Below are 26,730 nucleotides of genomic sequence, written 5' to 3' on the forward strand. Positions count from 1 at the left end.
GGTATAGTACCTGGATTACGATGAATTACTACCGCCAGATGTTACAGAGGATTATTCGCTGATGGCGTCCCGCCACAGCGCCTCCACGACGCGCTGGGCCAAAATCGCCTGCTCCCCCGCCGTTTCCGGAACCGTCTGATTTTGTACGCAGTCAATGAAATGTCGCGCGCATCCGACAAAACCACGCTGTTCAAGCGTCGTTTGCCAACCCGGAATGGGTTTGATGAGAATACCCTGCCCGCGCTCTTCGCGCCATTCACGCATATCCGTTACGTCATACAGCCCGCCGTCGGTGACGGCCTGGACCGATTCACGCTGACTTCCGGCGCGCCGGTGCATACTGGTAGTAATTTGTAGTTTGTCGGCGGAAAAATGATGTTCCGCATAGCACATTTCGCCGGACTCGCTGGTGAGCAACGTGCCGCTGGCAAGGCGCGCCTCGCCGCCCGCCAGCCACAGAGCGGTATCCACGACATGCAGATAGTCATCGAGCAAAGTAAAACGTAAGTCGTGCGGCCCGATGCTATCGGTACGATGTTTATCCATACGCAGTGACGCCGCAGTACCGAGGCGCGTCTTCAGTTCGCGGTACAGCGGCGCGAAACGGCGATTAAAGCCAACCATCAGCGTCAATTTTTTTTGCGCCGCCAGCGCCACCAGCCGTTCGGCATCACGTAGACTTTCCGCCAGCGGCTTATCCACGCAAACATGGACGCCGGCATTGAGAAGTTCGCTGACCACGGCATAATGGCTTGCGGTACTGGAGTGGACGAAGACTGCATCGCAGCCGGACGCTAAATTCGCCAGCGAATCCACATACGGTATGCGCCAGCTTTCGCAGATACGTAAGGCTTTATCCCGCGAAGGAGACCAGGCGCCCTGTAACGTCCATCCGGCGGTGTTGGTTAATACCGGCAGCCAGGCCTTCTGCGCAATACCGCCTAATCCGACAATGCCAATCCGTAATGTTCTCACATTACTCTCCCAGGTGAGCTAACAAAGAATCCAGCCGTTGCTTTAACTCCGCCACTTCGCTTTCCAGCGCTTCGACGCGCGACTGAAGATCGCCCGACGCACTTTCCGGCGCAGACGTCTGGAGAGACAGTTCATCGACGTCGCCGCAAAAAAGGTGCATATAACGGCTTTCGCGCTTACCCGGTTCACGCGCCAGACGGATGACATACGGGCCGTCCTCACGACTGGCAAGCCGTTCCAGCGTGGATTCAACTTCCGCCATATCGCTGAATTCATGCATCCGCGACGCCCGACTACGCAACTCGCCGGGCGTTTGCGCGCCGCGCAGCAGCAGCGTAGTGACGAGCGCCACTTCCGCCGCGCTAAGTTTCAGATCGCCAAATTCGGAATTACAGAAGCGCTGTTCATATTTGGTGACGCGATTGCCAAACCCACTGACCGTACGCAAAAAGTGGCGTTTCACCAGGTTATCGAGTTGTTCTTGTACCTCTTGTTCCGTCAGGTTCATCACCGGTTCACGGTTGGTTTTCTGATTACAGGCTGTCACCACCCCGTTGACGGAAAGCGGATACTGTTCCGGCGTTGTCACCTGCTTTTCCAGCAGACAGCCAATCACTCGCGCTTCAGTGGCGGTTAATTCATATTTCATCGTTTTCTCCCTTTGCCTCTCATTCCGTAAGCCGCTCAACGCCCCGGCGTCCATAACGGCGTGGTTAACGCCGTCAGGACATGGTCGCGCCATTGTCCATCAATCAACAGGTAATCTTTCGCATAGCCTTCTTTTTCAAAGCCAAGCCGCGCCAGCAACGCGCCGCTACGTTTGTTGTGCGGCATATAGTTCGCCATGATACGGTGGATATGCTGAGTGCGCTGCATATAGCGAATCGCAGCGGTTAAGGCTTCAAACATCAGCCCCTGCCCCTGCCACTTTTGCGCAATGGAATAGCCCAGATAACAGGCATGAAAAGAACCGCGCACCACATTGGAAAAATTCGCCACGCCGATAATTTCTTTTTCTTCCGGATCAAGTAGCGCGAAATAGAAGGCGGAGCCCTGTTTGTGAAATTCACCGATCATTCCCAGACGCGCCTGCCATCCTGAAGGATAACAATGACTTTCATCACGGACCGGTTCCCAGGGTTTTAAAAAATGACGATTTTCCGCGTAATAATCGGCCAGACGCCAGGCATCACGCTCATGCACTAAACGTACCACCAGACGATCGGTGGTTAAGCGCACTTTTGGCACGTTACTACGATAGCCAAACATTCTATACCTACTCCTTCCTGTAACGTCTTCAGCACGCCAGTAACATTACTATACCTGCGCAACCAGGCTCTGTGAAAAGCGCAAATCGTCATTTTTTGAATTGCTGCCACATTTTGATGAAAACTCTCGATTAAAAAGGACTTTTGATAAAAAAATATTGTCCCGCTAACGGTAGGAAAAAACGAAACGCCGCCGCAGAATAGAAGACGCTCATCTTTTATTTCCCGGGAGGGGAAATGTCGCGCGTCTCGCAGGCGAGGAACCTGGGTAAATATTTTCTTCTCATCGATAACATGTTAGTGGTGCTGGGTTTTTTCGTCGTCTTCCCGCTCATCTCTATTCGCTTTGTCGATCAAATGGGGTGGGCTGCCGTAATGGTAGGGATCGCGCTCGGCCTGCGCCAGTTTATTCAACAAGGTCTGGGCATTTTTGGCGGCGCCATCGCCGATCGCTTTGGCGCGAAACCGATGATTGTCACCGGTATGCTGATGCGCGCCGCCGGCTTTGCCACTATGGGTATCGCGCATGAGCCCTGGCTCTTGTGGTTTTCCTGCTTTCTTTCCGGTCTCGGCGGTACGCTTTTCGACCCGCCGCGCTCAGCGCTGGTGGTCAAATTAATTCGTCCGGAGCAACGGGGCCGCTTCTTCTCTCTGTTGATGATGCAGGACAGCGCGGGTGCGGTGATTGGCGCGCTGCTGGGAAGCTGGTTGCTACAATACGATTTTCGCCTGGTCTGCGCGACGGGCGCTATTTTGTTCATATTATGCGCCCTTTTCAACGCATGGCTGCTTCCGGCCTGGAAGCTATCAACGGTCAGAACGCCGGTGCGTGAAGGAATGCGCCGCGTCATGAGCGATAAAAGGTTTGTCACCTACGTGCTGACGCTGGCGGGCTATTATATGCTGGCGGTACAGGTCATGTTAATGCTGCCGATTATGGTAAACGATATCGCCGGTTCGCCTGCTGCCGTGAAATGGATGTACGCTATCGAAGCGTGTCTCTCGCTGACGTTGCTCTACCCGATTGCCCGCTGGAGCGAAAAGCGTTTTCGGCTGGAGCATCGGCTGATGGCTGGTTTACTCGTCATGTCGCTGAGCATGATCCCCATCGGGATGGTGGGCAATTTACAACAGCTTTTTACGCTTATTTGCGCTTTCTACATCGGCTCGGTTATCGCCGAACCGGCGCGCGAAACGCTCAGCGCGTCGCTCGCGGACGCGAGGGCGCGGGGAAGCTATATGGGCTTTAGCCGTCTGGGATTAGCCATTGGCGGCGCGATTGGTTATATCGGCGGCGGCTGGTTGTTTGATATGGGTAAAGCGCTTGCGCAGCCTGAACTACCGTGGATGATGCTCGGTATTATCGGCTTTATCACCTTTTTGGCTTTAGGCTGGCAATTTAGTCATAAACGCACGCCGCGCCGGATGCTGGAACCCGGCGCCTGATTTGATACCTGTCGCTATCTCCTCCATACTGGTCAGGAACCGACAGTCAAATGGAGGAGAAACGTGAAGCTTTATATTTACGATCATTGCCCTTTCTGCGTTAAAGCCCGCATGATTTTCGGCCTGAAGAACATCCCCGTTGAACTTAACGTGTTACAAAATGACGACGAGGCGACGCCCACCCGGATGATTGGTCAAAAGATGGTGCCCATCCTGCAAAAGGATGATAGTCGCTACCTTCCTGAAAGTATGGATATTGTACATTATGTCGACAACCTCGACGGCAAACCGCTGTTAACCGGGAAACGCAATCCAGCCATTGAGGAGTGGTTGCGCAAAGTTAACGGTTACGTTAATCAGCTACTGCTGCCGCGATTTGCAAAATCCGCTTTCGATGAATTTTCTACCCCTGCGGCGCGCCAGTATTTTATCCGCAAAAAAGAAGCCTCATCTGGCAGTTTTGACAACCATCTTGCGCACTCTGCCGGACTGATTAAAAAGATCGGCGATGATTTACGTTTGCTGGATAAACTCATCGTACAGCCTAACGCCGTTAACGGCGAATTATCGGAAGATGATATTCATCTGTTTCCGCTTCTGCGTAATCTGACGCTGGTCGCCGGTATTCACTGGCCGACAAAAGTCGCGGACTATCGCGATAATATGGCAAAGCAGACGCAAATTAATTTACTCTCCTCAATGGCTATCTAACGCCCGCCAGGCGGCAACCCTTTCTTGCCGCCTTTTTCAGCTTTTTCTAGTGGCGCCATGTCCGCTGGCGCGACATGCTGCTTTGTGTCAAGATTAGGGCACAGGCAACATGCTAAGGAACGCCATGAAAAAGTTTTTTTTTGCCGCTGCGCTGGTAGTTAGCGGCCTGTTAGTGGGTTGTAATCAACTTACGCAATACACCATTAGCGAACAAGAAATCAATCAAGCGCTTGAAAAACGGAATAATTTCTCAAAAGATATTGGTCTGCCCGGCATTGCCGACGCGCATATCGTATTGACTAACCTTGTCAGCCAGATTGGTCGGGAAGAGCCTAATAAAGTCACCCTTACTGGCGATGCCAGGCTGGATATGAATTCCCTGTTTGGCAGTCAAAAAGCGACGATGAAACTCAAGCTAAAAGCCCTGCCGGTCTTTGATAAAGAAAAAGGCGCCATCTATCTTCAGGAGATGGAAGTAGTAGACGCCACCGTGACGCCGGAGAAAATGCAATCGGTGCTACAAACGCTCCTGCCCTATTTAAATCAGTCTTTACGTAGCTACTTTAACCAGCGGCCCGCTTACGTGTTGCGTGAGGACAGCAGTAAAGGCGAAGCGTTAGCGAAGAAACTCGCGAAAGGCATTGAAGTTAAACCTGGTGAAATCGTTATTCCTTTCACCAATTGATTTCGGAGGGCGCGCTCGCGCCCTTTTTTTACGTGCAAACGAAAACGTTTCCGCTTATCCTTTGTTTCCGGCAAAAAGACTATTCCTCAGCCGGAGCTTATTAATGACTGCACCATCCCAGGTTTTAAAGATCCGCCGCCCGGACGACTGGCACGTTCACCTTCGCGATGGCGACATGTTAAAAACGGTCGTACCCTATACCAGCGAAATTTATGGTCGCGCTATCGTGATGCCGAACCTGGCGTCCCCCATCACGACCGTTGATGCAGCGATCGCCTACCGCCAGCGTATTCTCGATGCGGTGCCCGCCGGGCATGATTTCACGCCGTTAATGACCTGCTATTTAACGGATTCGCTCGATGCCGATGAACTGGAGCGTGGTTTCCATGAAGGCGTGTTTACTGCGGCTAAGCTTTACCCGGCCAATGCCACCACTAACTCCAGTCATGGCGTAACGTCAGTCGACGCTATCATGCCGGTACTGGAGCGGATGGAAAAACTCGGAATGCCATTACTGGTCCACGGTGAGGTGACCCATGCGGATGTTGATATCTTCGATCGCGAAGCGCGTTTTATCGACACCGTAATGGAACCGCTACGCCAGCGTCTGACCGCGCTTAAAGTGGTCTTTGAACACATCACGACCAAAGATGCCGCGCAGTATGTCCGTGACGGCAACGACTACCTGGCGGCTACCATTACGCCTCAACATTTAATGTTTAACCGTAATGATATGCTGGTTGGCGGCATTCGTCCTCACCTGTACTGTCTGCCGATTCTGAAACGCAATATTCACCAGCAGGCGTTACGCGAACTGGTTGCCAGTGGTTTTACGCGCGCCTTCCTGGGGACGGATTCAGCGCCGCATTCACGTCATCGTAAAGAGACCAGTTGCGGCTGCGCTGGTTGTTTCAACGCCCCCTCCGCCCTTGGCAGTTATGCCGCCGTGTTTGAGGAAATGAACGCGCTGGCGCACTTTGAAGCGTTCTGTTCACTCAATGGCCCGCAATTCTATGGCCTGCCAGTGAATACGGGGTGGGTGGAACTGGTTCGCGATGAACAACAGATACCGGAAAATATCGCGCTGGCTGATGATTCGCTGGTGCCTTTTTTAGCGGGTGAAACAGTACGCTGGTCAGTAAAAAAATAAAAAATGCGCTTACTTGTTGCTATATATTGGATTTAACTGTATATATATCCAGTATATTCAACAGGGGGCCATTATGCGTATTGAAGTCACTATAGCCAAAACGTCACCTCTGCCTGCCGGTGCGATTGATGCGCTGGCGGGCGAACTCTCCCGTCGTATTAGCCATCATTTTCCTGAGAACTTGGGTAACGTCACCGTACGTTACGCTACCGCCAACAACTTGTCCGTCATTGGCGCATCAAAAGAGGACAAAGAACGCATTAGCGAGATTCTCCAGGAGACCTGGGAGAGCGCTGATGACTGGTTCATCAATGAATAAAAAATGATATGCAGTGATGTATGTTTGCCGGGTCGCCCCGGCTTTTTTATTTGCGCAACTGATGAATATTTCGCCTGACCGTCAAAATAATTGCACAACATCCTAAAAAAATATGAATGAACTGCCGCTTTATTGTTCATATAATTCTTAAAAAGAGAAATTTATCCTCCGGTCTCTTTAAAAACGCAGTGAATAGCCTTATTAATTGGTATACTGAAGTTGCTTCAGAAGAAAAACACGCATTGAACCTCGAGAACCGTTGTCTTATAACACGTACCAGGGGGGCATGATGGAAAAGAATAATGAAGTCATTCAGACCCATCCGCTTGTAGGATGGGACATCAGCACCGTCGATAGCTATGATGCGCTGATGCTGCGTTTGCACTACCAGACCCCAAATCGTCCGGAACCGGAAGGGACTGAAGTTGGTCAAACGCTCTGGTTAACGACAGATGTAGCCAGGCAATTTATTTCAATATTAGAAGCCGGCATCGCCAAAATAGAATCAGGTGATTACCAGGAAAACGAGTATCGTCGCCATTAGCGTGACGCGCTCCCCCTCTCTCAGGCACCGTAAGGTGCCTCACTTATTTCTGGCTTGTATATCTCAGCGCAGTTATTTACCCTGAAATCATCGCGATAGCAGAGAGAAGCTGATGAAATACGACCTTATTATTATCGGCAGCGGTTCGGTTGGCGCCGCCGCTGGTTATTACGCCACCCGCGCCGGGCTAAAGGTCCTGATGACCGATGCGCATATGCCGCCTCATCAACAGGGCAGCCACCACGGCGATACCCGTCTTATCCGCCACGCTTATGGTGAAGGCGAAAAATATGTCCCGCTGGTGCTTCGCGCCCAGGCGCTTTGGGATGAACTCTCCACACACAATGAAGAGCCTATTTTTGTCCGCTCCGGCGTCGTCAACCTCGGACCGGCCGATTCCGCTTTCTTAGCCAACGTCGCACGAAGCGCGCAACAGTGGCAATTGAACGTCGAGCGCCTGGACGCGACGGCCCTCATGACGCGCTGGCCGGAAATTCGCGTGCCCGATAATTATATCGGGCTGTTTGAAGCTGACTCCGGTTTCCTGCGCAGCGAATTAGCCATTACCACATGGCTTCGTCTGGCCCGAGAAGCAGGCTGCGCACAGCTATTCAACAGCCCGGTAAGCCATATTCACCATGATGATAACGGTGTGACGATAGAGACGAGTGAAGGCTGCTACCACGCCAGCAAAGCGCTGATTAGCGCGGGCACCTGGGTCAAAGCGCTGGTACCGGAGCTGCCCGTTCAGCCCGTACGTAAAGTTTTTGCCTGGTTTAAGGCGGATGGACGTTACAGTACTAAAAACCGCTTTCCGGCCTTTACCGGCGAAATGCCCAACGGCGATCAATATTACGGCTTCCCGGCGGAGAACGACGAGTTAAAAATCGGCAAACACAATGGCGGACAGCTAATACAGGCTCCGGAAGAGCGCAAGCCCTTTGCCGCCGTTGCCAGCGATGGCGCGGAAGCATTTCCTTTCTTGCGTAATGTACTGCCGGGTATCGGCGGTTGTTTACATGGGGCGGCATGTACCTATGATAATTCGCCGGACGAGGATTTTATTATCGATACGCTGCCTGGCCATGAGAATACGCTTGTCATCACTGGACTCAGCGGACATGGTTTTAAATTCGCCCCGGTGTTAGGAGAAATCGCTGCGGATTTTGCGTTGGGAAAAACGCCCTCCTTTGATCTGACGCCGTTCCGGCTTTCCCGTTTTAGCCAATAATTTGTCGGCCCCGTAAAGGGGCTGTTTATTAAGGTAAGCTATGCGTCGTCTCTTTCATTTTCTGATGAATAATATTCGCGAACATTTCATGCTTTACGTTATTCTTTGGTCGCTGCTGGCGGTGATGGATATTGTTTATCTCCTTTTCTTCTGATTGCTTTTCACTGACGTTAACTGACACTTCCTGAAAGTTCCTCACTTTTTATTTCATAACGTTGAAGCACGGCAATAATGCCAGTTCCTGCCGTTGCGCGGTTATCAGGGGGAAATATCTCGAAACTTCTGAAGCTGAACCGCAAACAACATCAAAATTATTGAAATAAAAATAAATATCATTCAAATTCTTATTTATAAGTTGCATTCGGCGCTTTTCCACGCCATTTTCATTCTCTCGTGAAATATTCATTGGTGTGTTTATGCAATTTAAAAATACTCCACAGCGTTATGGCGTGGTTTCCGCCGCGCTCCACTGGCTGACCGCCCTGGTGGTCTATGGCATGTTTGCGTTGGGTTTATGGATGGTCACGCTCAGTTATTACGACGGCTGGTATCACCAGGCACCGGAAATACATAAAAGTATTGGCATGTTACTGATGATGGCGCTGATCGTGCGTATTATCTGGCGGCTTTATTCTCCGCCGCCCGTTGCGTTGACCAGCTATTCCCGTTTAACGCGCGCTGGCGCCGCCGCGGGTCATTTTCTCCTGTATCTCCTGCTCTTTGCAATAATCATTAGCGGCTACCTGATTTCCACCGCCGATGGTAAACCGATTAGCGTCTTTGGCTGGTTTGAGATTCCGGCCACGCTTACGGACGCGGGCGCGCAGGCTGACATCGCCGGAACGCTGCATCTGTGGTTTGCCTGGTCGCTGGTCATTATCTCGCTCTCGCATGGGGTTATGGCGCTAAAACACCATTTCATCGATAAAGACGACACACTGAAACGTATGACAGGAATGTCGTCATCTGACTATGGAGCTCAAAAATGAAAAAAAACCTGCTGGGATTCACCCTCGCATCCTTGTTATTCACGACCGGTTCCGCCGTGGCGGCGGAGTATAAAATTGATAAAGAAGGCCAACATGCGTTCGTCAATTTCCGCATTCAGCATCTGGGCTACAGCTGGCTATACGGCACCTTTAAAGATTTCGACGGCACGTTCACTTTTGACGAAAAAAATCCGTCGGCAGACAAAGTGAACGTGACCATTAACACCAATAGCGTCGACACTAACCATGCCGAACGTGACAAACACCTGCGTAGCGCGGAATTTCTTAATGTTGCGAAATTCCCGCAGGCAACCTTCACCTCTACCAGCGTGAAAAAAGAGGGCGATGAACTGGATATTACCGGCAATCTGACGCTCAATGGCGTGACTAAACCGGTGACGCTGGAAGCGAAGCTGATGGGCCAGGGCGACGATCCGTGGGGCGGTAAACGCGCGGGCTTTGAGGCCGAAGGAAAAATTAAGCTGAAAGATTTCAATATAACTACCGATCTCGGCCCGGCCTCACAAGAGGTTGAGCTTATCATCTCAGTAGAAGGCGTTCAGCAGAAGTAACGCCTGGCGAAATGCCGGATAGCGGCCTTTACGCGGCTATCCGGCAAAATATTACTCAGCCGGATCGGGAATGCTCAATTTGCTATTAAGCCGACCACGCGATTTATTAAAAATTTTGTTGCCGTTCTCGCGACCCGCGCGACGTCGGCGCTGTTCTTCCTCCGGCAAGGCCAACTCTTCACAGCATTGTTCACTACAGCAGCCGTTAAATTTACTGGCGCACTGCGGACACTGGATAAACAGCAGATGGCAACCGTCATTTTTGCAGTTGGTATGGCTATCGCAGGGCGCGCCGCACTGATGGCAATGCGCGATAACCTCATCCGAGATTCGTTCGCCCATTCGTTCATCAAATACAAAGTTTTTGCCGATAAAGCGAACGGGAAGCCCCTGCTCGCGCGCGCGACGGGCGTACTCAATGATGCCACCCTCAATATGCCAGACTTTATTGAAACCGTTGTGTTTCATCCAGGCGCTGGCTTTCTCACAACGAATACCGCCGGTACAGTACATCACTATCTTTTTATCTGCATGTTCCCGCAGCATTTCAACCGCTTTTGGCAACTGTTCACGAAACGTATCCGCCGGGATTTCCAGAGCATTTTCGAAATGGCCGACTTCATACTCATAATGGTTGCGCATATCAATAAAGACCGCGTCAGGATCGTCCAGCATCGCATTCACATCTGCCGCCTTCAGATAATCGCCGACATTACTGGCGTCAAAAGTCGGATCATCAATACCGTCAGCAACGATACGGTCGCGAACTTTCATACGCAGCACCCAAAATGACTTTCCGTCATCCTCCAGAGCGATATTTAAACGCAGCCCGTCCAGCGCGGGGTCGAACGTATAAAGCTGTTGACGAAACGTCTCGAGCTTGCTTTGCGGCACGCTGATTTGCGCATTGATGCCTTCATGCGCCAGGTAAACGCGACCAAAAACGTCCAACGCCGTAAACACCTGATACAACGCGTCCCGCGTCTGTTGCGGCGAGGCGATTGTGAAATATTTATAAAAAGAAATTGTCGTACGCGGCTCGCTTTCCGCCAGCATTTTGGCTTTCAGCTCGTCATTAGAGATGCGGTTGTGTAACACTGGCATGGTGTACGTATCCTGCAATCAGCAAAAAATAAAGTGGGCAGGCATGATAAGGCAAGTCTCGCCAATTTACATCCACACATTTTGCGCTACATTTCCTGCTTTACACTAAATAATTAACAACAATTGTCGATTTAATCGCCACTCTCCTGCTACATATTTTTGCTCAACGCAAAAAGATGCGAGAATACGAGGAATTGTTCGTTGAAAGACAGGATAGAAATGACGAAGTTGCCTAAGTTCTCCGTGGCCTTACTGCACCCGCGCTATTGGTTAACCTGGTTGGGTATAGGCGCGCTTTGGTTGGTCGTGCAACTCCCCTACCCGGTCATCTATAAATTGGGTTGCGCATTGGGCCACCTGGCGCGACGCGTAATGAAACGCCGCGCGAAAATCGCCTATCGCAACCTTGAATTATGCTTTCCGGAAATGAGCGCGCAGGAACGCCACACCATGGTGGTCAAAAACTTTGAATCCGTCGGTATGGGCGTGATGGAAACCGGCATGGCCTGGTTCTGGCCCGATCGGCGAGTGAACCGCTGGATGGAAGCGAGCGGTCTGGAGCATATCCGTGAAGTTAAGGCGCAGGGACTGGGGTTCATTCTGGTAGGAATACATTTCCTTACCCTTGAGTTTGGCGCCCGCATGTTTGGTATGCATAACCCGGGTATTGGAGTTTATCGCCCGAATGATAATCCGTTGCTCGACTGGTTACAGACCTGGGGACGCTTACGCTCCAATAAATCGATGTTGGATCGCAAAGATCTGAAAGGCATGGTTAAGGCATTGAAAAGCGGCGAATTGATCTGGTATGCGCCGGATCACGATTATGGCCCGCGCGCCAGCGTTTTTGTACCATTATTCGCTGTCGACCAGGCTGCCACGACCTCCGGTACCTGGATGCTCGCGCGCATGTCTAAAGCCTGTATTATCCCCTTCGTGCCTCGCCGTAAACCCGATGGGAAAGGCTACGAACTGATCATTCTTCCTGCGGAATATTCGCCTCCGCTGGAGAGCGCAGAAGCGACTGCCGCATGGATGAATAAAATTGTCGAGCAGTGCATTATGATGGCACCAGAGCAGTATATGTGGCTGCATCGCCGCTTTAAAACTCGCCCTGAAGGCGTACCATCGCGCTATTGACAGGATTGCAGCCGTCAGGCTGCAATTTTTCCCCTCTTTTAGCTTTAAAAGCTCCCCACATTGCGAGGCTGGTAAGGTCGGCGCATAATTATAATTAGTACGCTCATAATTAAATTGATGATAGCGCAAACCGCGCATCATACTGTGGAACGCTATGTCACCCTCTGATGTCCCCATAAACTGGAAACGCAATCTAACCGTTACCTGGTTGGGCTGTTTTTTAACCGGCGCGGCATTCAGTCTGGTCATGCCTTTTCTCCCTCTCTACGTTGAGCAACTCGGCGTAACAGGCCATAGCGCGCTCAACATGTGGTCCGGGCTGGTCTTTAGTATTACGTTCCTCTTTTCAGCTATCGCTTCCCCTTTTTGGGGCGGTCTGGCGGATCGTAAAGGGCGTAAGATTATGCTGTTGCGTTCCGCTCTCGGCATGGCCATTGTGATGCTGTTAATGGGCATGGCGCAAAATATCTGGCAATTTCTGATCCTCCGCGCGTTATTAGGCCTGCTGGGCGGATTTATTCCCAACGCCAATGCGCTCATCGCCACTCAGGTGCCGCGCCATAAAAGCGGCTGGGCGTTAGGGACGCTCTCTACTGGCGGCGTCAGCGGCGCTCTGCTTGGCCCACTTGCGGGCGGTCTGCTCGCCGACCATTACGGCCTTCGCCCGGTCTTTTTTATTACCGCCAGCGTGTTGTTTATCTGTTTTCTGCTCACCTTCTTTTTTATTCGCGAGAATTTCCTGCCGGTGAGCAAAAAAGAGATGCTTCACGTTCGGGAAGTGGTCGCCTCGTTAAAAAATCCCCGCCTGGTGTTAAGCCTGTTTGTCACCACGCTGATTATTCAGGTGGCGACGGGGTCTATTGCGCCCATCCTGACGCTCTATGTGCGCGAACTCGCGGGAAATGTCAGTAATATTGCGTTCATTAGCGGGATGATAGCGTCCGTTCCCGGCGTGGCGGCATTACTTAGCGCCCCCCGACTCGGCAAGCTCGGCGACAAAATTGGCCCGGAAAAGATCCTTATCGTCGCGCTGATTATTTCCGTACTGCTGCTGATTCCAATGTCTTTTGTGCAAACGCCGTGGCAGCTCGCGCTATTGCGGTTTCTGCTTGGCGCGGCGGATGGCGCGCTGCTGCCAGCCGTTCAAACTCTGCTGGTTTACAACTCTACCAACCAGATAGCCGGGCGCATATTCAGTTACAACCAATCTTTCCGCGATATCGGCAACGTCACCGGCCCTCTCATGGGCGCCGCAATTTCCGCGAGCTATGGCTTCCGCGCCGTATTCTGCGTCACGGCAGGCGTGGTGTTGTTCAATGCTATCTATTCATGGAACAGCTTACGACGGCGCAGACTGGCAATAGAATGATTTTTGCGCTTTCATACTTGCAATATCACAGAATCAGCTATTCTTTCCCTAAATACCTCGTCAAATCAAAGGGAGACACTGATGACCATGTATGCCACGCTGGAAGAAGCTATCGATGCAGCCCGGGAAGAATTTCTGGCTGACCATCCAGGCCTCGAACAAGATGAAGCGAATGTGCAGCAGTTCAACGTTCAGAAATATGTACTGCAGGATGGGGACATCATGTGGCAGGTCGAATTTTTCGCCGATGAAGGTGAAGATGGCGAATGTCTGCCGATGCTGAGTGGTGAAGCCGCGCAGAGCGTGTTTGACGGCGATTATGATGAGATAGAGATCCGCCAGGAATGGCAGGAAGAGAATACCTTGCATGAATGGGATGAAGGGGAATTCCAGCTTGAACCCCCGCTTGATACCGAGGAAGGCCGTACTGCGGCAGACGAATGGGATGAGCGTTAATTACTCATAAGGCCCGTGGTGAATATCGAGCGGCAGTAGCAGTGTATCGAAGATCAGTGAGAAGGGCAGATCGAGGATAGTGATATAGCGCCATGCGGAATCACGCATATCCCACTGCACGCCAGGGTAATACTGGTTGCCGTGTCCTTGTCCGGGGATCGTTCTGCTGATAATACTGCCGCAGCCGCTCAGGGTAATCACCATTATGCTCACCGCGAATATACGCACCTGATACCTCATTTCACTATAAAAATACCGGCATCACGCCGGTATTTTTCACCTCACTCCAGACCTGAAGACCTTATCCCGCTGACGATGCTCGTCCCTGCAACGCCTGCGGATTCAGGACGAGAGACTGATAATGGTTTACCCAGGAAGAGTATCTCTCTGGCGCATTCCAGACCCGATAGTGTAAACGCGCCATCGTCACCGGATCGCTGAGCAAAACCAGACGCCGATCGCGGTTCAGTTTCTCCGGCGTTTCGTTTAGCGCCTGCTCCACATGACGATCGCGGGCTATTTCCAGCACCTTACTGGCACGGTGACGCGCGGTGGCCATCGCGGTCGCCAGCGCATTAAGCGACGGGTTAAATACCGCATGCATAAAACCATCGTCCAGAATACGGCGGCGATTCATCTCCAGATATTTATCGGTATCGACCAACACCTGAGGCGGCGAATACTCTTCCGGGATCAGGAACAGCTTCCAGCGTTTGGTGCGTAATCCTACCGTTGAACGACTGGAGATCACCGAAACAAATGGCGACAGAATCAGCGAAAAGACAATCGGCGCCAGCCAGAACAGAAAGCGTAAATCCAGCCACGCCATACCCACCGCCCAGACCAGCCCCAGCAGCAGTTGAGAGCCGTGACGCATAAAGGCTTCTCCCCACGGCGTAGAATCATCGTCGCGTTGCGGTGAGTTCCAGACCACTTCCCAGCCGAGAAACGCGCTGACCACAAACACGGTATGAAACAGCATACGCACCGGCGCCAGCAACACGGAGAACAGCACTTCCAGCAACAGCGACAGCGTAACGCGCCAGAAACCGCCATACTCTTTGGTGCCTTTACACCAGATCAGCATAATACTGAGCAGCTTCGGCAGGAACAGCAGCACCATCGTTGACGCAAACAGCGCGATTGCCAGTTCCGGACGCCACTGCGGCCAGACTGGAAAAAGCTGGCGCGGCTGAAGGAAATATTGCGGCTCTGTTAACGCATGAACGACCTGCAGCGCGGTAGAAAGCGCGAGGAACATAAACCATAACGGCGCGGACAGATATGACATTACCCCCGTCAGGAACACGGCGCGATGCACCGGGTGCATTCCTTTCACCAGGAACAGACGAAAGTTCATTAGGTTGCCGTGACACCAGCGGCGGTCGCGTTTAAGCTCATCCAGCAGGTTTGGCGGCAGCTCTTCATAGGAGCCGGGGAGATCGTAGGCAATCCAGACGCCCCACCCTGCCCGACGCATTAGCGCCGCCTCCACAAAGTCGTGAGAAAGAATCGATCCGGCGAACGAACCTTCTCCCGGCAGCGGCGCCAGAGCGCAGTGCTCGATAAACGGTTTCACGCGGATAATGGCATTGTGCCCCCAGTAGTGCGACTCTCCCAACTGCCAGAAGTGCAGCCCGGCGGTAAACAGCGGCCCATAAACACGGGTCGCGAACTGTTGGCAGCGGGCATACAGAGTATCCATCCCCGACGCTTTCGGCGAAGACTGGATAATCCCGGCGTTTGGATTCGCTTCCATCAGGCGCACCAGCCCGCTCAGACACTCGCCACTCATCACTGAGTCCGCGTCCAGCACCACCATATAGCTGTACTGATTGCCCCAGCGGCGGCAAAAATCGTCAATATTGCCGCTTTTGCGTTTCATACGGCGGCGGCGGCGACGGTAAAAAATTTGGCCTTCGCCCTGCACTTCCGCAATAAGCTCCATCCACGCCTTTTGCTCCGCCACGCAGATATCCGGGTTATAACTGTCGCTAAGGATATAGACGTCGAAATGCGCGGCGTTGCCTGTGGCTTTAACGGACTCCCAGGTCGCGCGCAGACCGGCGAAAACGCGGCTAACGTCTTCATTACAGATAGGCATGATCAGCGCCGTCCGGTGTTCCGGATTGAGGGGCTCATCGCCAACCGTAGACGCGGAGATGCTGTACTTATCGCGCCCGATAAGCAGTTGCAGGAAGCCCATCAGCGCCGTCCAGAATCCGGCTGACACCCAGCAGAACAGCACGGCAAACAAAATCAGGATACCGGTTTGCAGCATGTAGGGCAGGAGCTGCATAAAGGAGACCCAAATATCCTGCCCCACCATATCCATAGGATTGATGAGCGCCCATCCCTGATAAGGCAGAATGGTCTTCATATACCAGGTCGCGACAACGGTTTGCGCCAGAGTCAAAATTAACAAAATATAGCGGCGTATAGTGCCGACGGTACGCCATTTTTGCTCGCTCGCCTGCTCTTCTTTTGTCAGACGAGAAACATAGCGCGGCGTTACATCCCGCCCACGCAGGCGATCCCAGAAACGGCCAACCGGGTTGGTTCGCCAGGGATCGGGAAACATCGAAGAGCGCGTCGCTTTTGGCATAGCCTGCAACTGATCGCGCCCTTCATCATCTTTAATTAACTGCCCCTTCGCCAATGAATCCGGCCAGGCGTGTTCAAGGCGGGCTTTTACGGAACCCTGCGGTGAATCGTCTTCTCGCGAGTAAGTCCGATGCTCGGCATCCAGCGCCTGATGTACGGCGCGGATGTCAGTTTTCGGCAATGCCGCTTTCTCACGTTCAGAAAGCAGCAGTGCGTCAATATACTCAGTTGTTTTATTCATTGGCAGGTAACTGGTAGCTCCAGGTTTCACTTAGCGTCTGATCGGCATTCACCAATGCGGCACGCATTTCCGTGGTTTTCTTCGCGTCTTTGACTTTCACGCGCAGCATTAAACGCCAGCCTTTAGTGACTGGGTTATAGCGTACATTACTGTCAACGATTTCACCGTTATCGCCAATGCTGGTTTGCGCAGCGACAGGCGTATCCGGCGGCAGTTTTTTCATGTCGGCACCAACGAAATCCACCACAAAGGCAATAGTGCCGTCGGGCTGGCGAATCAGATTTGACTGTTTAACGTCGCCCGTTGAGCGGCGTGTTTGCAGCACCCAGGCATTATCCGGCGCATGAAGTTTATCTTCATCGCGGCTGAAGGTCAGAGTGTACTTGAAGTTCATCTCTTTACCCGGTTCCGGCAATTGATCCGGAGTCCAGTAAGCGACGATGTTATCGTTGGTTTCATCATTGGTCGGAATTTCAACCAGTTCAACCTTACCTTTGCCCCAGTCGCCTTTCGGGGTAATCCAGGCGCTTGGACGCAGGTCGTAGCGATCGTCTAAATCTTCAAAGCGCGAGAACTCGCGGCCGCGCTGCAACAGGCCGAATCCCTGAGGGTTTTCCATCGCATAGCTGCTCACCGCGAGGTGTTTTGGATTGTTCAGCGGACGCCAAATCCACTCGCCATTACCCGCATGAATGGATAAGCCGTTCGAGTCATGCAGTTCCGGACGATAGTTGGTCGTCGGCGACGGCTGGTTTGGCCCAAACAGGAACATACTGGTTAATGGCGCAACGCCCAGCTTGCCTACTTTATCGCGCAGATAGACTTTTGACTGCACGTCCACCACGGTATCGCGGCCAGGAATGATCACAAAACGGTAAGCGCCGGTCGCGCGCGGAGAATCGAGTAATGCATAGACGGTCAAACGCTTATCGGTGGGTTTTGGACGCTCAATCCAGAACTCGCGAAAGCGGGGAAACTCTTCACCAGATGGTAAGGCGGTATCAATCGCCAGGCCGCGCGCAGATAAGCCATATACCTGGCCTGCGCCGATCACGCGGAAATAGCTGGCGCCAAGCATACTGACGATTTCGTCGTTCTTATCTTTACTGTTGATGGGGTACAGGACTTTGAACCCGGCGAAGCCTAAATCTTTTACCGTGTCTTTATCATGCTGAACATTGCCAAAATTGAAGTAATCCGGGCTGTATTTGATTCTTTTGACCGTCGTCGCCGTCACTTCGTTAATCTTGACCGGCGTATCGAAGTACATCCCCTGATGGTAAAATTCGAGCTTAAAAGGGGTCTTTAAGTTGTTCCAGTAGGCTTTATCGCTGTTAAACTGGATCTGCTGATAATCCGCATATTTCATGTCGCGGAAAACGGAGGGCAAGTTGCTTTTAGGCGCCTCATAGCCTTTCCCGGCTAAAGATTGAGCTTGTTTTGCCACGTCATCAATACTGAACGCCCAGCTCGATGATGCGTAGAGCGTTAACATAATAGCTGCGCCCAACCAACGCATTTTCATCATTTGTCGTTTATGTTTCATAATAAGTAAGCACTTCCCCCTTTGTGTGCTTATATCGATCCGATCCATTTTAATGGATAATCAGGCATTACGACAACTGAATCCAGGCTTTGTTCAGCGCGCTGGCTCATGGATTAAGCACCTCCCGCGCCTGTTTTCACTTTGCGTGCTTATCCTGGAGACAGGTTGTCGGAGTTGGTGTAGGGTTGCTACCGAATGTAACTATAATTCGCCTTATGGATAAGGTGAAAAATCTGAGAATACGTGACCTTATATGAGCTCTGTACCCGCGCCGCGCGAATATTTTCTTGACTCTATCCGCGCATGGCTGATGTTGTTAGGGATTCCCTTTCATATCTCGTTGATCTATTCCACTCACAGTTGGCATGTCAATAGCGCCGCGCCATCGTGGTGGCTAACCCTGTTTAACGATTTTATCCACGCTTTTCGTATGCAGGTGTTTTTTGTTATTTCTGGTTATTTTTCGTACATGTTGTTTTTACGTTATCCGTTAAAACGCTGGTGGAAAGTACGGGTAGAACGTGTGGGTATTCCCATGCTTACCGCAATCCCTTTGCTTACCTTGCCGCAATTTATCCTGTTGCAATATGTCAAAGAGAAAACAGAGAACTGGCCTACACTCTCTGCCTATGAAAAATATAATACGTTAGCGTGGGAACTCATTTCACATCTGTGGTTTTTACTGGTGCTGGTGATATTAACCACAGTCAGCATCGGGATTTTTACCTGGTTCCAAAAAAGGCAGGAAACAAGCAAGCCTCGTCCCGCCGCTATTTCACTGGCCAAACTTTCGCTTATTTTTTTCCTGCTGGGGATCGCTTACGCCGCTATCAGGCGCATTATTTTCATCGTATATCCAGCAATCCTCAGTGACGGCATGTTCAATTTTATTGTGATGCAAACGCTATTTTATGTGCCATTTTTTATTCTCGGCGCGTTGGCCTTCATTCACCCCGATCTGAAAGCGCGCTTCACCACGCCCTCACGCGGATGCACTTTAGGCGCTGCCGTTGCTTTTATCGCGTATCTGCTGAATCAACGTTATGGGAGCGGCGACGCCTGGATGTACGAAACCGAATCCGTGATTACGATGGTCATGGGGCTGTGGATGGTGAACGTGGTATTCTCACTGGGGCATCGCTTGTTAAACTTCCAGTCCGCGCGTGTCACCTATTTCGTGAATGCTTCGCTGTTTATCTATCTGGTGCATCATCCCTTAACGCTTTTCTTTGGCGCGTATATTACACCGCATATCACCTCCAACCTGATCGGGTTCTTGTGCGGGCTGATATTTGTTATGGGTATTGCGTTAATTCTGTATGAAATTCATTTACGCATCCCGCTCCTGAAATTTCTCTTTTCAGGTAAACCGCCGGTAAAACAAGAAAGCCGCGCCGCGATCGGGTAGTTTTCCGCGCGCGGGTTCACAGCAACCATTCCACAGGTAAAATTGCCGCCAACCGTACCAGAACTCGCTGCCAGAAACGCGTAGCGGGTTCTTTCTTTAACACCTTTTCCTCTTCTTGCTGACGATCGATCCAGTTAATTCGTCCCCAGCGATCCAGCCGCAGCTGCCAGGCCGCATCGCGTTGGCTCTGCGTAAAACGCTTATGAATAAGCGTCGCCAGCGTCTCACTTTCAATGACAAAGCCCATTTCGGTATTTAAAAGCGTTGAACGGGGATCAAAATTAAGCGATCCGATAAACACCTTACTACCATCAATACTGAACGTTTTAGCATGTAAGCTGGAACCTGAGTTCCCGGTGAGTCCGCGATCATGTACGGCGGTTTCATGTTCGCGGGTCGGTTTCAGTTCGTAGAGCTCCACGCCATAGCGCAGTAATTTCTTTCGCCAGCGCGCGTACCCTGCGTGAACGACCGCCACATCGTTGGCCGCCAGAGAGTTAGTTAAGATGGCGATCTTCACGCCCTTCCTGACCAGATTAAGCAACTGCGCCACGCCTGCGCGCGTAGGGACAAAGTAAGCGGAAATAATGTCGATACGCTCCGTCGGCGAGCCCATCACGTCAAATAATCGCTGCGGAAGAAGCGAATGGCGCTGCGCCTTCCCCTCGCCTTTAGAAGGGTCATCGCTAAGCAAGCGTGTTTTTGCCCAAATCAGCGGCAACGTTCCGCGATCGAGATCCGCCATAAACTGACTGGTTTCCAGCTTATGCAGATAGCGGCGGGTGATCTCATCGTTATACCAGGATTCGGGAAGTTCGATACGCTGCGTCAGTTCCTGCTCAGAAAGGGATAATACTTGCTGCAATGTCGACACTGAACTACAGCGCCAGTAACGTTCAAAATCATTGGCGACATCATTGACCACCGGGCCAATGGCCATCACGTCCAGATCGGAAAATAACGGCTCCTCGCCAGCGCCGAAATAGGCATCGCCGATGTTGCGCCCACCGACCAGCGTCACTACGCCGTCGGCAGTGTAACTTTTATTGTGCATCCGCCGATTCAGCCGCGCAAAATCCGTCAAATATCCCAGCGCGCGTAGCGTACGAAAAGAGAAAGGATTAAACAGACGAACTTCGATATTAGGATGGCTATCCAGCAAGCGCAACGTATCATCCAGACCAGGCGTATTGTTATCATCCAGCAGCAGACGAACATGAACGCCGCGCTTCGCCGCCGACAGCAGTACCGAAAAGAGCAGCCGCCCGGACATATCGTCTTCCCAAATATAATACTGCACATCCAGCGTCCGCGCCGCCATTTCGGTCAGGCGGTAGCGGGCGGCAAAAGCGTCCAGACTGTTATCCAGCGCCAGAATGCCGCACTCTCCGGGATGGCGCGCGCATAGCGGTTCAACGGCACGCTCCAGGCGTGTTTTATCAGGCAGGGTCGTCGCCTTGCTGAGTAAGTAATCTTGCGTAAAGCCGGGCAGTTTCTTCATCATAACAGACAAAGTATACCTGTTCAGGCAGAGCGTAACGGGTAATAAAATCTGAAACCGTCCTGACGGCGACTTCAGCGGCCTGGGCGCGTGGATAGCCATAAACGCCGGTACTGATTGCCGGAAAAGCGATGGAACGAAAGTGATTCGCCTCGGCAAGCAGCAAACAATTCCGGTATGCCTCTTCGAGTAGCTCAGCTTCCTGGTATTCGCCGCCTCGCCAGACGGGCCCCACTGTGTGAATAACCGCCTTTGCCGAAAGCTTGCCAGCAGGCGTGATAACCGCATGTCCCGTCTGACATTCGCCCTGTTGCTGGCGGATGAGTTTACAGGCGTCCAGCAATGCCGGCCCCGCCGCGCGATGAATCGCGCCGTCTACGCCGCCGCCGCCCATTAATGATGCGTTAGCGGCATTCACAATCGCATCGACGCTAAGTTGAGTGATATCACCCTGTATGACCTGAAGACGTGATGTCATAACCCCCCCTTTGTCTCACCTTATCTGCAAAGTGTACAGCAGGGCTTTCAACAGAGTCGCTCTTTTTATATCTATGACACCGCCGTTAACGGTACTCAATATTCATCACCGCCAGGCTTTTTTGCGCATCGAGATAATGCAGCCGCACCGTCGCAATGGACTGAATATCCTGCGGTAATCCAGATGCCTGCCGAAGGTCAATCCGGTGCATTTGCTTTTTACCTTCGCGTAGGCAGGTTAAATCAATATTTTCGGCGTGAGTAGAAATATCGCACAGTGGCTCAACAATCGCGCCGCGAAAATGGATAACGCCGCCCTGTACCGTTTGTTGCCCTACCGCAGAATGGATAAAAAAAGCGCAGATACACAGGCCTATGGCAGGGATATTTTTCTTGATTACGGACATGTTAACTCCTCAATGATTAGTCATCCTCGAGGGTTCGGCGTTACCTTTTAGCGACATGCCGAGACGATGAGACGCTTTTATCGCCTCTTTAATACCCAGGTCAGCCAATCCATTTCCGCCACCATCAAAAACTACTGTGCAGAAGGCGGCCATTGTTGTGATAAATGCAGTGATTGTCCGTCCGAAACAGTAACAATAATTTTAACCGAGTCCTCTGAAGATATATTTACACTAAGACGAGACAACTCAATCGGTTGATTAGCAGGTAAAGATAGCGTTTGTTTTTGCTGTGTATGGCTTTGTCCCCCGACACCGTCGCGCACAGAGAGAATTTGCACCTGACAGACGCAGGGTTCGTTTAATGTTACCTGAGGGATCACCGTGTAAATATCGCCTTGCTGAGTTGTGGTAAACGTAATCTGATTTGAAAGTGCGGCAAGGAGCAATAAAGTATGCATAATTTCCTCCCGAAAAAAAACAGGGCGTAAGCCCTGTTTTTTTATTAGCGCAGACGCTAAATTAATACTGGTTAGCCGTGGCGTTGTTGCCAAAACCAACCTGACGCACCATTACGCTGGAATCAGATGCGGTCTGATTAACCAGCGCGGCGTTATTACCGCCGTATTGGCCGACAGTAATATCGGAGTTTTTAGCGTTCCACTGGTCGATGGTGGCATTGTTTCTGAAACCATTCTGAGTCAGTTCAATAGTACTATTATCCGCACCCTGGCCTACATCGGCGCCGTTACCATAACCGCTCTGGGTAATGGTCGTTTCAGATTTACGGGCATCGCTTTGCAGAGCAAGCGCAGCGTTAGCGGAACCGTACTGATAAATGCTCAACGTTGAGTCCGGGCCGGAACTATTGCCGCCGCCGTTATGATTGCCACCGCCGCCCCATTGTGGAACGACGCCTGCCAGAGCACTGCCAGAAACTACGATTGCTGCGAATGCTGCCACTTTTAAAAGTTTCATGGTAAAACCCCCATCGGATTGATTTAAAAGTCGTAACGGTATTAGCGTTGGGTGACGCGAATAGCCATCTGCGACTGTTTCTGCACTACAACTGCTGTTTTCTGCGTACCGTACTGGGTAATATTGGCCTTATTTCCAGAACCTTTCTGGATAATAGCCGCACTATTACCGTAAGCGCTTTGCGATATACTGGCATCGTTGGCATTGCCCGTTTGCTCAATATACGCAAAGTTATAATTCCCTGCCTGGTCGACTTTCGCCCGATTATTTCCTCCTTCTTGTGAAATAACGGACAATAGTTTTGATCCTTCCTGGCGTACTCTGGCACTATTATCCGTGCCGACTTGACCAATAATGGCCGCCTGATTAAATGAAGACTTGCTTAATTCATTTACCGCAAAATTATATTCTGAACGAGCCAGATCATAATTTGTCGCGGTTGCAATCCCAGGCGCACCCAGTATTGTCAACATCATAAATAACAATTTGTTTTTCATGCTGTCACCCTGGACCTGGTCGTACATAGCGAAAACTATCTATTGCTTTGTTAGCGACATGCGTTTTTTGTTAACGCGTCGTTACGATGAAGAGTATGTCCGTGGAAACATTTTTAATAACTCACCCACGCGTGGTATTTTGTTATTTAAGCTCATACCAAAGTGCTAATAAAACGATAGCCATGTGATTTTTTATAATTGATTTTTGGCCACAGAAGAGAGTGTATCGCGCACCCAAAAAATGAAGTGTTGGTGTGTGTTATGCCACCATGGGGATGTTCTTATGCTTCCCATGGGGGGGCAATACGCACAAGACGTGACACACTTCGTTTTTTTTGTCTTTGTGCTGTCCAGGTTAATGCCACGTCTCAAATTTTAAGAAAAAATAAAATCAAAACATGACTCACAATAATTAAAATGATTAAAAATCAATGAATTATTATAATTTGTATGATTTTTTAAATCTATGCAATAACAGCTAAATGTACAACTTTACTATCAAATCTAAACTTCAAAAAAACCCAAAAACAACATTTTAATATATATTTTTACATCTTGTTACAAGTTTAACACTTGCTTTAAGATTTGTAATGGCTAGATTGAAAACAGTTAAAAGTATTTTCGTAAATATTTTTCTCTTTCTGGATAATGGGCTATTTCAACCCACAGCAGTGCAACATCTGTCAGTACTTCTGGTGCCTTTATTTTATGGGGGCAGCTGTCAGATGTGCGATTAAAAAAAGTGGAGTTTCATCATGTTTAATGAAGTCCATAGTAGTCATGGTCACACACTATTGTTGATCACAAAGCCATCTCTGCAAGCTACGGCATTATTGCAACATTTAAAGCAATCGCTGGCCATAACCGGAAAACTGCATAATATTCAACGTTCTCTGGAAGATATCTCAGCCGGTTGCATTGTTTTAATGGATATGATGGAAGCGGATAAGAAGCTTATCCACTATTGGCAGGATAATTTAAGCCGCAAAAACAATAATATAAAAACATTATTGTTAAATACCCCTGACGATTATCCCTACCGTGAAATTGAAAACTGGCCTCATATTAACGGCGTGTTTTACGCCACTGAAGACCAGGAACACGTGGTCAGCGGATTACAGGGTATTCTGCGCGGCGAATGTTATTTTTCACAAAAATTAGCCAGTTACCTGATTACGCACTCAGGAAATTACCGCTACAACAGCACCGAGTCCGCATTACTCACTCATCGCGAAAAAGAGATCCTCAATAAGTTACGTATTGGTGCCTCTAATAATGAAATCGCCAGGTCGCTATTTATCAGCGAGAATACGGTTAAGACACATCTTTATAATCTTTTCAAAAAGATAGCTGTCAAAAATCGTACCCAGGCAGTTTCATGGGCAAACGATAATCTCAGGCGGTAAGGCCATGAAACGCTATCTGACCTGGATTGTAGCAGCAGAGTTACTGTTCGCTACCGGAAACCTGCATGCCAATGAAGTTGAAGTCGAGGTTCCCGGATTGTTAACCGACCATACCGTCTCTTCGATAGGACATGAATTCTATCGTGCATTCAGCGACAAATGGGAAAGCGAATACACCGGCAATCTGACCATTAATGAAAGACCCAGTGCGCGTTGGGGAAGCTGGATAACCATAACGGTAAATCAGGACGTTATTTTCCAGACCTTTTTATTTCCAATGAAAAGAGACTTCGAGAAAACCGTCGTCTTCGCATTAGCGCAAACAGAGGAAGCATTAAATCGCCGACAAATAGATCAAACGCTATTAAGTACGAGTGATTTAGCGCGTGATGAATTCTAAAACATGATTTTTATCCGGAGGCTGTCATGCGTGTTAAACATGCAGTAGTGCTGCTCATGCTTTTTTCGCCATTAACCTGGGCTGGAAATATGACGTTCCAGTTCCGTAATCCTAACTTTGGTGGAAACCCCAATAACGGTTCCTTTTTATTGAATAGCGCCCAGGCGCAAAATTCATATAAAGACCCCGCTTATGATAACGATTTTGGTATCGAAACCCCCTCAGCGTTGGATAACTTTACGCAGGCTATTCAATCGCAAATTCTGGGCGGCTTGTTGACCAATATTAATACCGGGAAACCAGGACGTATGGTGACCAACGATTTTATTATCGATATCGCTAATCGCGACGGACAGCTCCAGCTCAACGTTACGGACAGAAAAACGGGAAGAACCTCGACCATCGAAGTGTCAGGTTTACAAACTCAGTCAACCGATTTTTAAGCTACAGTCACTAAAGGATATAAATCATGCCGCGCTTACTTATTTTGGTTGCCGTTTTATTGTTGAGCGGATGCTTAACTGCCCCGCCGAAACAAGCGGCGAAACCGACATTAATGCCCCGCGCACAAAGTTACAAAGATTTGACGCACTTACCTGCTCCCACCGGTAAGATCTTTGTTTCGGTATATAACATTCAGGATGAAACGGGCCAATTTAAACCTTACCCGGCAAGTAACTTTTCCACGGCTGTGCCGCAGAGCGCCACCGCTATGTTGGTCACCGCGCTGAAAGATTCGCGCTGGTTTATCCCACTGGAACGACAAGGCTTACAGAATCTTTTGAATGAACGGAAAATTATTCGCGCAGCCCAGGAAAACGGCACCGTGGCGATGAATAACCGTATCCCGCTTCAGTCGCTGACGGCGGCAAATATTATGGTGGAAGGTTCTATTATTGGTTATGAAAGTAATGTCAAATCCGGCGGGGTCGGCGCAAGATATTTCGGTATTGGCGCCGATACGCAGTATCAGCTGGATCAGATTGCTGTCAACCTGCGCGTGGTTAACGTCAGTACGGGCGAGATCCTTTCTTCGGTGAACACCAGTAAAACGATCCTTTCCTATGAAGTACAGGCAGGCGTGTTCCGTTTTATTGATTACCAGCGCTTACTGGAAGGCGAAATCGGCTATACCTCGAACGAACCGGTGATGCTGTGTCTGATGTCAGCCATTGAAACCGGCGTTATCTTCCTCATTAATGATGGTATCGATCGCGGCCTGTGGGATTTGCAGAATAAAGCGGACAGGCAAAATGATATTCTGGTGAAATACCGTGAGCTGTCAGTACCGCCAGAATCCTGATGAATA

31 protein-coding genes are annotated in these 26,730 nt (G+C 50.5%); 18 read left to right on the forward strand and 13 right to left on the reverse strand.

The genetic code is table 11. From position 1 onward, the window contains the following. Nucleotides 1-51: 51 nt before the first annotated feature. Genes LDB27_RS13030 through rimJ form a run of 3 tightly spaced genes read right to left on the reverse strand, consistent with a single transcriptional unit; the run spans nucleotide 52 to nucleotide 2,244 of the window. Nucleotides 52-975, reverse strand: coding sequence for a Gfo/Idh/MocA family protein (locus LDB27_RS13030; protein WP_001259733.1), 924 nt, complete (start codon nucleotides 973-975; stop codon nucleotides 52-54). 1 nt (nucleotide 976) lies between these two features. Further along, nucleotides 977-1,624, reverse strand: a complete 648-nt coding sequence (locus LDB27_RS13035) for a YceH family protein (protein WP_000873043.1) — start codon at nucleotides 1,622-1,624, stop codon at nucleotides 977-979. A 35-nt stretch (nucleotides 1,625-1,659) separates the two neighbouring features. Beyond that, a complete protein-coding gene (rimJ, locus tag LDB27_RS13040) occupies nucleotides 1,660-2,244 on the reverse strand; it encodes a ribosomal protein S5-alanine N-acetyltransferase (protein ID WP_000468204.1) in 585 nt (194 codons plus the stop codon). A gap of 236 nt (nucleotides 2,245-2,480) precedes the next feature. Between rimJ and mdtH the strand changes: the two genes are divergently transcribed. The 10 genes from mdtH (at nucleotide 2,481) to LDB27_RS13090 (ending at nucleotide 9,890) form a co-directional block, all read left to right on the forward strand. Then, nucleotides 2,481-3,689, forward strand: coding sequence for a multidrug efflux MFS transporter MdtH (mdtH, locus tag LDB27_RS13045; protein WP_000092174.1), 1,209 nt, complete (start codon nucleotides 2,481-2,483; stop codon nucleotides 3,687-3,689). Nucleotides 3,690-3,752: 63 nt separating this feature from the next. Continuing rightward, a complete protein-coding gene (gene grxB / locus LDB27_RS13050; protein ID WP_000780893.1) occupies nucleotides 3,753-4,400 on the forward strand; it encodes a glutaredoxin 2 in 648 nt (215 codons plus the stop codon). 124 nt (nucleotides 4,401-4,524) lie between these two features. Continuing rightward, the gene (locus LDB27_RS13055) at nucleotides 4,525-5,085 is read left to right on the forward strand and encodes a lipoprotein (protein WP_000713057.1); all 561 of its coding nucleotides are present in this window, start codon (nucleotides 4,525-4,527) and stop codon (nucleotides 5,083-5,085) included. Between the two features lie 103 nt (nucleotides 5,086-5,188). Continuing rightward, nucleotides 5,189-6,235 carry a dihydroorotase gene (gene pyrC / locus LDB27_RS13060; RefSeq protein ID WP_000126586.1) on the forward strand — a complete coding sequence of 349 codons (1,047 nt, stop codon included), beginning with the start codon at nucleotides 5,189-5,191 and terminating at the stop codon, nucleotides 6,233-6,235. A 73-nt stretch (nucleotides 6,236-6,308) separates the two neighbouring features. Then, nucleotides 6,309-6,554: a DNA damage-inducible protein I gene (dinI, locus tag LDB27_RS13065; RefSeq protein ID WP_001217763.1), complete on the forward strand. Its 246-nt coding sequence runs from the start codon at nucleotides 6,309-6,311 to the stop codon at nucleotides 6,552-6,554. 289 nt (nucleotides 6,555-6,843) lie between these two features. Beyond that, complete coding sequence (bssS, locus tag LDB27_RS13070; RefSeq protein WP_000414441.1) at nucleotides 6,844-7,098, forward strand: biofilm formation regulator BssS; 255 nt, start codon at nucleotides 6,844-6,846, stop codon at nucleotides 7,096-7,098. A gap of 112 nt (nucleotides 7,099-7,210) precedes the next feature. After that, the gene (solA, locus tag LDB27_RS13075; protein WP_000872763.1) at nucleotides 7,211-8,329 is read left to right on the forward strand and encodes an N-methyl-L-tryptophan oxidase; all 1,119 of its coding nucleotides are present in this window, start codon (nucleotides 7,211-7,213) and stop codon (nucleotides 8,327-8,329) included. A gap of 40 nt (nucleotides 8,330-8,369) precedes the next feature. Further along, nucleotides 8,370-8,483 (forward strand): YceO family protein, encoded by a 114-nt coding sequence (locus LDB27_RS13080; RefSeq protein ID WP_001253282.1) that lies wholly within the window; start codon nucleotides 8,370-8,372, stop codon nucleotides 8,481-8,483. A gap of 262 nt (nucleotides 8,484-8,745) precedes the next feature. Beyond that, entirely contained in the window at nucleotides 8,746-9,318 is a 573-nt protein-coding gene (locus LDB27_RS13085; RefSeq protein WP_001159789.1) for a cytochrome b, read from the forward strand. Next, nucleotides 9,315-9,890, forward strand: coding sequence for a YceI family protein (locus LDB27_RS13090; protein ID WP_000739886.1), 576 nt, complete (start codon nucleotides 9,315-9,317; stop codon nucleotides 9,888-9,890). Before LDB27_RS13085 ends, LDB27_RS13090 begins: the two co-directional genes overlap by 4 nt. 51 nt (nucleotides 9,891-9,941) lie before the next feature. On the opposite strand, the gene LDB27_RS13095 is transcribed toward LDB27_RS13090, so the two are convergent. Then, nucleotides 9,942-10,994: a rhodanese-related sulfurtransferase gene (locus LDB27_RS13095; protein ID WP_001144629.1), complete on the reverse strand. Its 1,053-nt coding sequence runs from the start codon at nucleotides 10,992-10,994 to the stop codon at nucleotides 9,942-9,944. A gap of 219 nt (nucleotides 10,995-11,213) precedes the next feature. Between LDB27_RS13095 and LDB27_RS13100 the strand changes: the two genes are divergently transcribed. The 3 genes from LDB27_RS13100 (at nucleotide 11,214) to LDB27_RS13110 (ending at nucleotide 13,959) form a co-directional block, all read left to right on the forward strand. Further along, nucleotides 11,214-12,134 carry a Kdo(2)-lipid IV(A) acyltransferase gene (locus LDB27_RS13100; RefSeq protein ID WP_000163973.1) on the forward strand — a complete coding sequence of 307 codons (921 nt, stop codon included), beginning with the start codon at nucleotides 11,214-11,216 and terminating at the stop codon, nucleotides 12,132-12,134. Between the two features lie 154 nt (nucleotides 12,135-12,288). After that, on the forward strand, nucleotides 12,289-13,503 hold the full coding sequence (mdtG, locus tag LDB27_RS13105; RefSeq protein ID WP_000075050.1) for a multidrug efflux MFS transporter MdtG: 1,215 nt from the start codon (nucleotides 12,289-12,291) through the stop codon (nucleotides 13,501-13,503). Between the two features lie 81 nt (nucleotides 13,504-13,584). Then, complete coding sequence (locus LDB27_RS13110) at nucleotides 13,585-13,959, forward strand: MysB family protein (RefSeq protein ID WP_000180050.1); 375 nt, start codon at nucleotides 13,585-13,587, stop codon at nucleotides 13,957-13,959. On the opposite strand, the gene LDB27_RS13115 is transcribed toward LDB27_RS13110, so the two are convergent. The 3 genes from LDB27_RS13115 to mdoG form a co-directional block, all read right to left on the reverse strand. Continuing rightward, nucleotides 13,960-14,187 carry a YceK/YidQ family lipoprotein gene (locus tag LDB27_RS13115; RefSeq protein ID WP_001217832.1) on the reverse strand — a complete coding sequence of 76 codons (228 nt, stop codon included), beginning with the start codon at nucleotides 14,185-14,187 and terminating at the stop codon, nucleotides 13,960-13,962. Nucleotides 14,188-14,260: 73 nt separating this feature from the next. Next, nucleotides 14,261-16,804, reverse strand: a complete 2,544-nt coding sequence (mdoH, locus tag LDB27_RS13120; RefSeq protein ID WP_001044607.1) for a glucans biosynthesis glucosyltransferase MdoH — start codon at nucleotides 16,802-16,804, stop codon at nucleotides 14,261-14,263. Then, entirely contained in the window at nucleotides 16,797-18,332 is a 1,536-nt protein-coding gene (gene mdoG, locus LDB27_RS13125) for a glucans biosynthesis protein MdoG (RefSeq protein ID WP_001562609.1), read from the reverse strand. Before mdoG ends, mdoH begins: the two co-directional genes overlap by 8 nt. Nucleotides 18,333-18,603: 271 nt before the next feature. Here mdoG and mdoC point away from each other — a divergent pair, with 271 nt between their 5' ends. Further along, nucleotides 18,604-19,758, forward strand: a complete 1,155-nt coding sequence (mdoC, locus tag LDB27_RS13130) for a glucans biosynthesis protein MdoC (RefSeq protein WP_000100058.1) — start codon at nucleotides 18,604-18,606, stop codon at nucleotides 19,756-19,758. A gap of 16 nt (nucleotides 19,759-19,774) precedes the next feature. On the opposite strand, the gene LDB27_RS13135 is transcribed toward mdoC, so the two are convergent. From LDB27_RS13135 to csgB, 6 genes are all read right to left on the reverse strand, one after another. Then, nucleotides 19,775-21,262: a phospholipase D family protein gene (locus LDB27_RS13135; RefSeq protein WP_000976323.1), complete on the reverse strand. Its 1,488-nt coding sequence runs from the start codon at nucleotides 21,260-21,262 to the stop codon at nucleotides 19,775-19,777. After that, complete coding sequence (gene ymdB, locus LDB27_RS13140) at nucleotides 21,198-21,737, reverse strand: O-acetyl-ADP-ribose deacetylase (RefSeq protein WP_000203947.1); 540 nt, start codon at nucleotides 21,735-21,737, stop codon at nucleotides 21,198-21,200. Before ymdB ends, LDB27_RS13135 begins: the two co-directional genes overlap by 65 nt. A gap of 85 nt (nucleotides 21,738-21,822) precedes the next feature. Further along, nucleotides 21,823-22,143 (reverse strand): type 1 fimbrial protein, encoded by a 321-nt coding sequence (locus tag LDB27_RS13145; RefSeq protein WP_000111254.1) that lies wholly within the window; start codon nucleotides 22,141-22,143, stop codon nucleotides 21,823-21,825. A gap of 131 nt (nucleotides 22,144-22,274) precedes the next feature. Beyond that, nucleotides 22,275-22,601 (reverse strand): curli assembly chaperone CsgC, encoded by a 327-nt coding sequence (gene csgC / locus LDB27_RS13150; RefSeq protein ID WP_000557256.1) that lies wholly within the window; start codon nucleotides 22,599-22,601, stop codon nucleotides 22,275-22,277. A 61-nt stretch (nucleotides 22,602-22,662) separates the two neighbouring features. Next, nucleotides 22,663-23,118, reverse strand: a complete 456-nt coding sequence (gene csgA / locus LDB27_RS13155) for a curli major subunit CsgA (protein ID WP_000771416.1) — start codon at nucleotides 23,116-23,118, stop codon at nucleotides 22,663-22,665. 41 nt (nucleotides 23,119-23,159) lie between these two features. Continuing rightward, a complete protein-coding gene (csgB, locus tag LDB27_RS13160) occupies nucleotides 23,160-23,615 on the reverse strand; it encodes a curli minor subunit CsgB (protein WP_000791656.1) in 456 nt (151 codons plus the stop codon). Nucleotides 23,616-24,370: 755 nt separating this feature from the next. Between csgB and csgD the strand changes: the two genes are divergently transcribed. From csgD to csgG, 4 genes are read left to right on the forward strand one after another with little or no spacing between them, the layout of a single operon-like run. After that, nucleotides 24,371-25,021 carry a biofilm master transcriptional regulator CsgD gene (gene csgD / locus LDB27_RS13165; protein ID WP_000481517.1) on the forward strand — a complete coding sequence of 217 codons (651 nt, stop codon included), beginning with the start codon at nucleotides 24,371-24,373 and terminating at the stop codon, nucleotides 25,019-25,021. Nucleotides 25,022-25,025: 4 nt separating this feature from the next. Then, nucleotides 25,026-25,421, forward strand: a complete 396-nt coding sequence (csgE, locus tag LDB27_RS13170; RefSeq protein ID WP_000833307.1) for a curli production assembly/transport protein CsgE — start codon at nucleotides 25,026-25,028, stop codon at nucleotides 25,419-25,421. Between the two features lie 26 nt (nucleotides 25,422-25,447). After that, a complete protein-coding gene (csgF, locus tag LDB27_RS13175; RefSeq protein WP_001264073.1) occupies nucleotides 25,448-25,864 on the forward strand; it encodes a curli production assembly/transport protein CsgF in 417 nt (138 codons plus the stop codon). A gap of 26 nt (nucleotides 25,865-25,890) precedes the next feature. Continuing rightward, nucleotides 25,891-26,724, forward strand: a complete 834-nt coding sequence (gene csgG / locus LDB27_RS13180; protein ID WP_001137620.1) for a curli production assembly/transport protein CsgG — start codon at nucleotides 25,891-25,893, stop codon at nucleotides 26,722-26,724. Nucleotides 26,725-26,730: the final 6 nt, after the last annotated feature.

The organism is Salmonella sp. JXY0409-18 (genome assembly GCF_020268625.1).
Taxonomy (GTDB): domain Bacteria; phylum Pseudomonadota; class Gammaproteobacteria; order Enterobacterales; family Enterobacteriaceae; genus Salmonella; species Salmonella enterica.

Coding starts and splice junctions, on each gene's coding strand:
- LDB27_RS13095 (WP_001144629.1), bottom strand. CDS start 10,994: ATGCCAGTGTTACACAACCGCATCTCTAATGACGAGCTGAAAGCCAAA.
- LDB27_RS13055 (WP_000713057.1), top strand. CDS start 4,525: ATGAAAAAGTTTTTTTTTGCCGCTGCGCTGGTAGTTAGCGGCCTGTTA.
- ymdB (WP_000203947.1), bottom strand. CDS start 21,737: ATGACATCACGTCTTCAGGTCATACAGGGTGATATCACTCAACTTAGC.
- mdoH (WP_001044607.1), bottom strand. CDS start 16,804: ATGAATAAAACAACTGAGTATATTGACGCACTGCTGCTTTCTGAACGT.
- dinI (WP_001217763.1), top strand. CDS start 6,309: ATGCGTATTGAAGTCACTATAGCCAAAACGTCACCTCTGCCTGCCGGT.
- LDB27_RS13135 (WP_000976323.1), bottom strand. CDS start 21,262: ATGATGAAGAAACTGCCCGGCTTTACGCAAGATTACTTACTCAGCAAG.
- csgG (WP_001137620.1), top strand. CDS start 25,891: ATGCCGCGCTTACTTATTTTGGTTGCCGTTTTATTGTTGAGCGGATGC.
- mdoC (WP_000100058.1), top strand. CDS start 18,604: ATGAGCTCTGTACCCGCGCCGCGCGAATATTTTCTTGACTCTATCCGC.
- csgA (WP_000771416.1), bottom strand. CDS start 23,118: ATGAAACTTTTAAAAGTGGCAGCATTCGCAGCAATCGTAGTTTCTGGC.
- LDB27_RS13090 (WP_000739886.1), top strand. CDS start 9,315: ATGAAAAAAAACCTGCTGGGATTCACCCTCGCATCCTTGTTATTCACG.
- csgB (WP_000791656.1), bottom strand. CDS start 23,615: ATGAAAAACAAATTGTTATTTATGATGTTGACAATACTGGGTGCGCCT.
- LDB27_RS13110 (WP_000180050.1), top strand. CDS start 13,585: ATGACCATGTATGCCACGCTGGAAGAAGCTATCGATGCAGCCCGGGAA.
- LDB27_RS13100 (WP_000163973.1), top strand. CDS start 11,214: ATGACGAAGTTGCCTAAGTTCTCCGTGGCCTTACTGCACCCGCGCTAT.
- csgC (WP_000557256.1), bottom strand. CDS start 22,601: ATGCATACTTTATTGCTCCTTGCCGCACTTTCAAATCAGATTACGTTT.
- pyrC (WP_000126586.1), top strand. CDS start 5,189: ATGACTGCACCATCCCAGGTTTTAAAGATCCGCCGCCCGGACGACTGG.
- rimJ (WP_000468204.1), bottom strand. CDS start 2,244: ATGTTTGGCTATCGTAGTAACGTGCCAAAAGTGCGCTTAACCACCGAT.
- LDB27_RS13035 (WP_000873043.1), bottom strand. CDS start 1,624: ATGAAATATGAATTAACCGCCACTGAAGCGCGAGTGATTGGCTGTCTG.
- csgF (WP_001264073.1), top strand. CDS start 25,448: ATGCGTGTTAAACATGCAGTAGTGCTGCTCATGCTTTTTTCGCCATTA.
- solA (WP_000872763.1), top strand. CDS start 7,211: ATGAAATACGACCTTATTATTATCGGCAGCGGTTCGGTTGGCGCCGCC.
- LDB27_RS13085 (WP_001159789.1), top strand. CDS start 8,746: ATGCAATTTAAAAATACTCCACAGCGTTATGGCGTGGTTTCCGCCGCG.
- bssS (WP_000414441.1), top strand. CDS start 6,844: ATGGAAAAGAATAATGAAGTCATTCAGACCCATCCGCTTGTAGGATGG.
- csgD (WP_000481517.1), top strand. CDS start 24,371: ATGTTTAATGAAGTCCATAGTAGTCATGGTCACACACTATTGTTGATC.
- mdtH (WP_000092174.1), top strand. CDS start 2,481: ATGTCGCGCGTCTCGCAGGCGAGGAACCTGGGTAAATATTTTCTTCTC.
- mdtG (WP_000075050.1), top strand. CDS start 12,289: ATGTCACCCTCTGATGTCCCCATAAACTGGAAACGCAATCTAACCGTT.
- csgE (WP_000833307.1), top strand. CDS start 25,026: ATGAAACGCTATCTGACCTGGATTGTAGCAGCAGAGTTACTGTTCGCT.
- mdoG (WP_001562609.1), bottom strand. CDS start 18,332: ATGATGAAAATGCGTTGGTTGGGCGCAGCTATTATGTTAACGCTCTAC.
- LDB27_RS13080 (WP_001253282.1), top strand. CDS start 8,370: ATGCGTCGTCTCTTTCATTTTCTGATGAATAATATTCGCGAACATTTC.
- LDB27_RS13145 (WP_000111254.1), bottom strand. CDS start 22,143: ATGTCCGTAATCAAGAAAAATATCCCTGCCATAGGCCTGTGTATCTGC.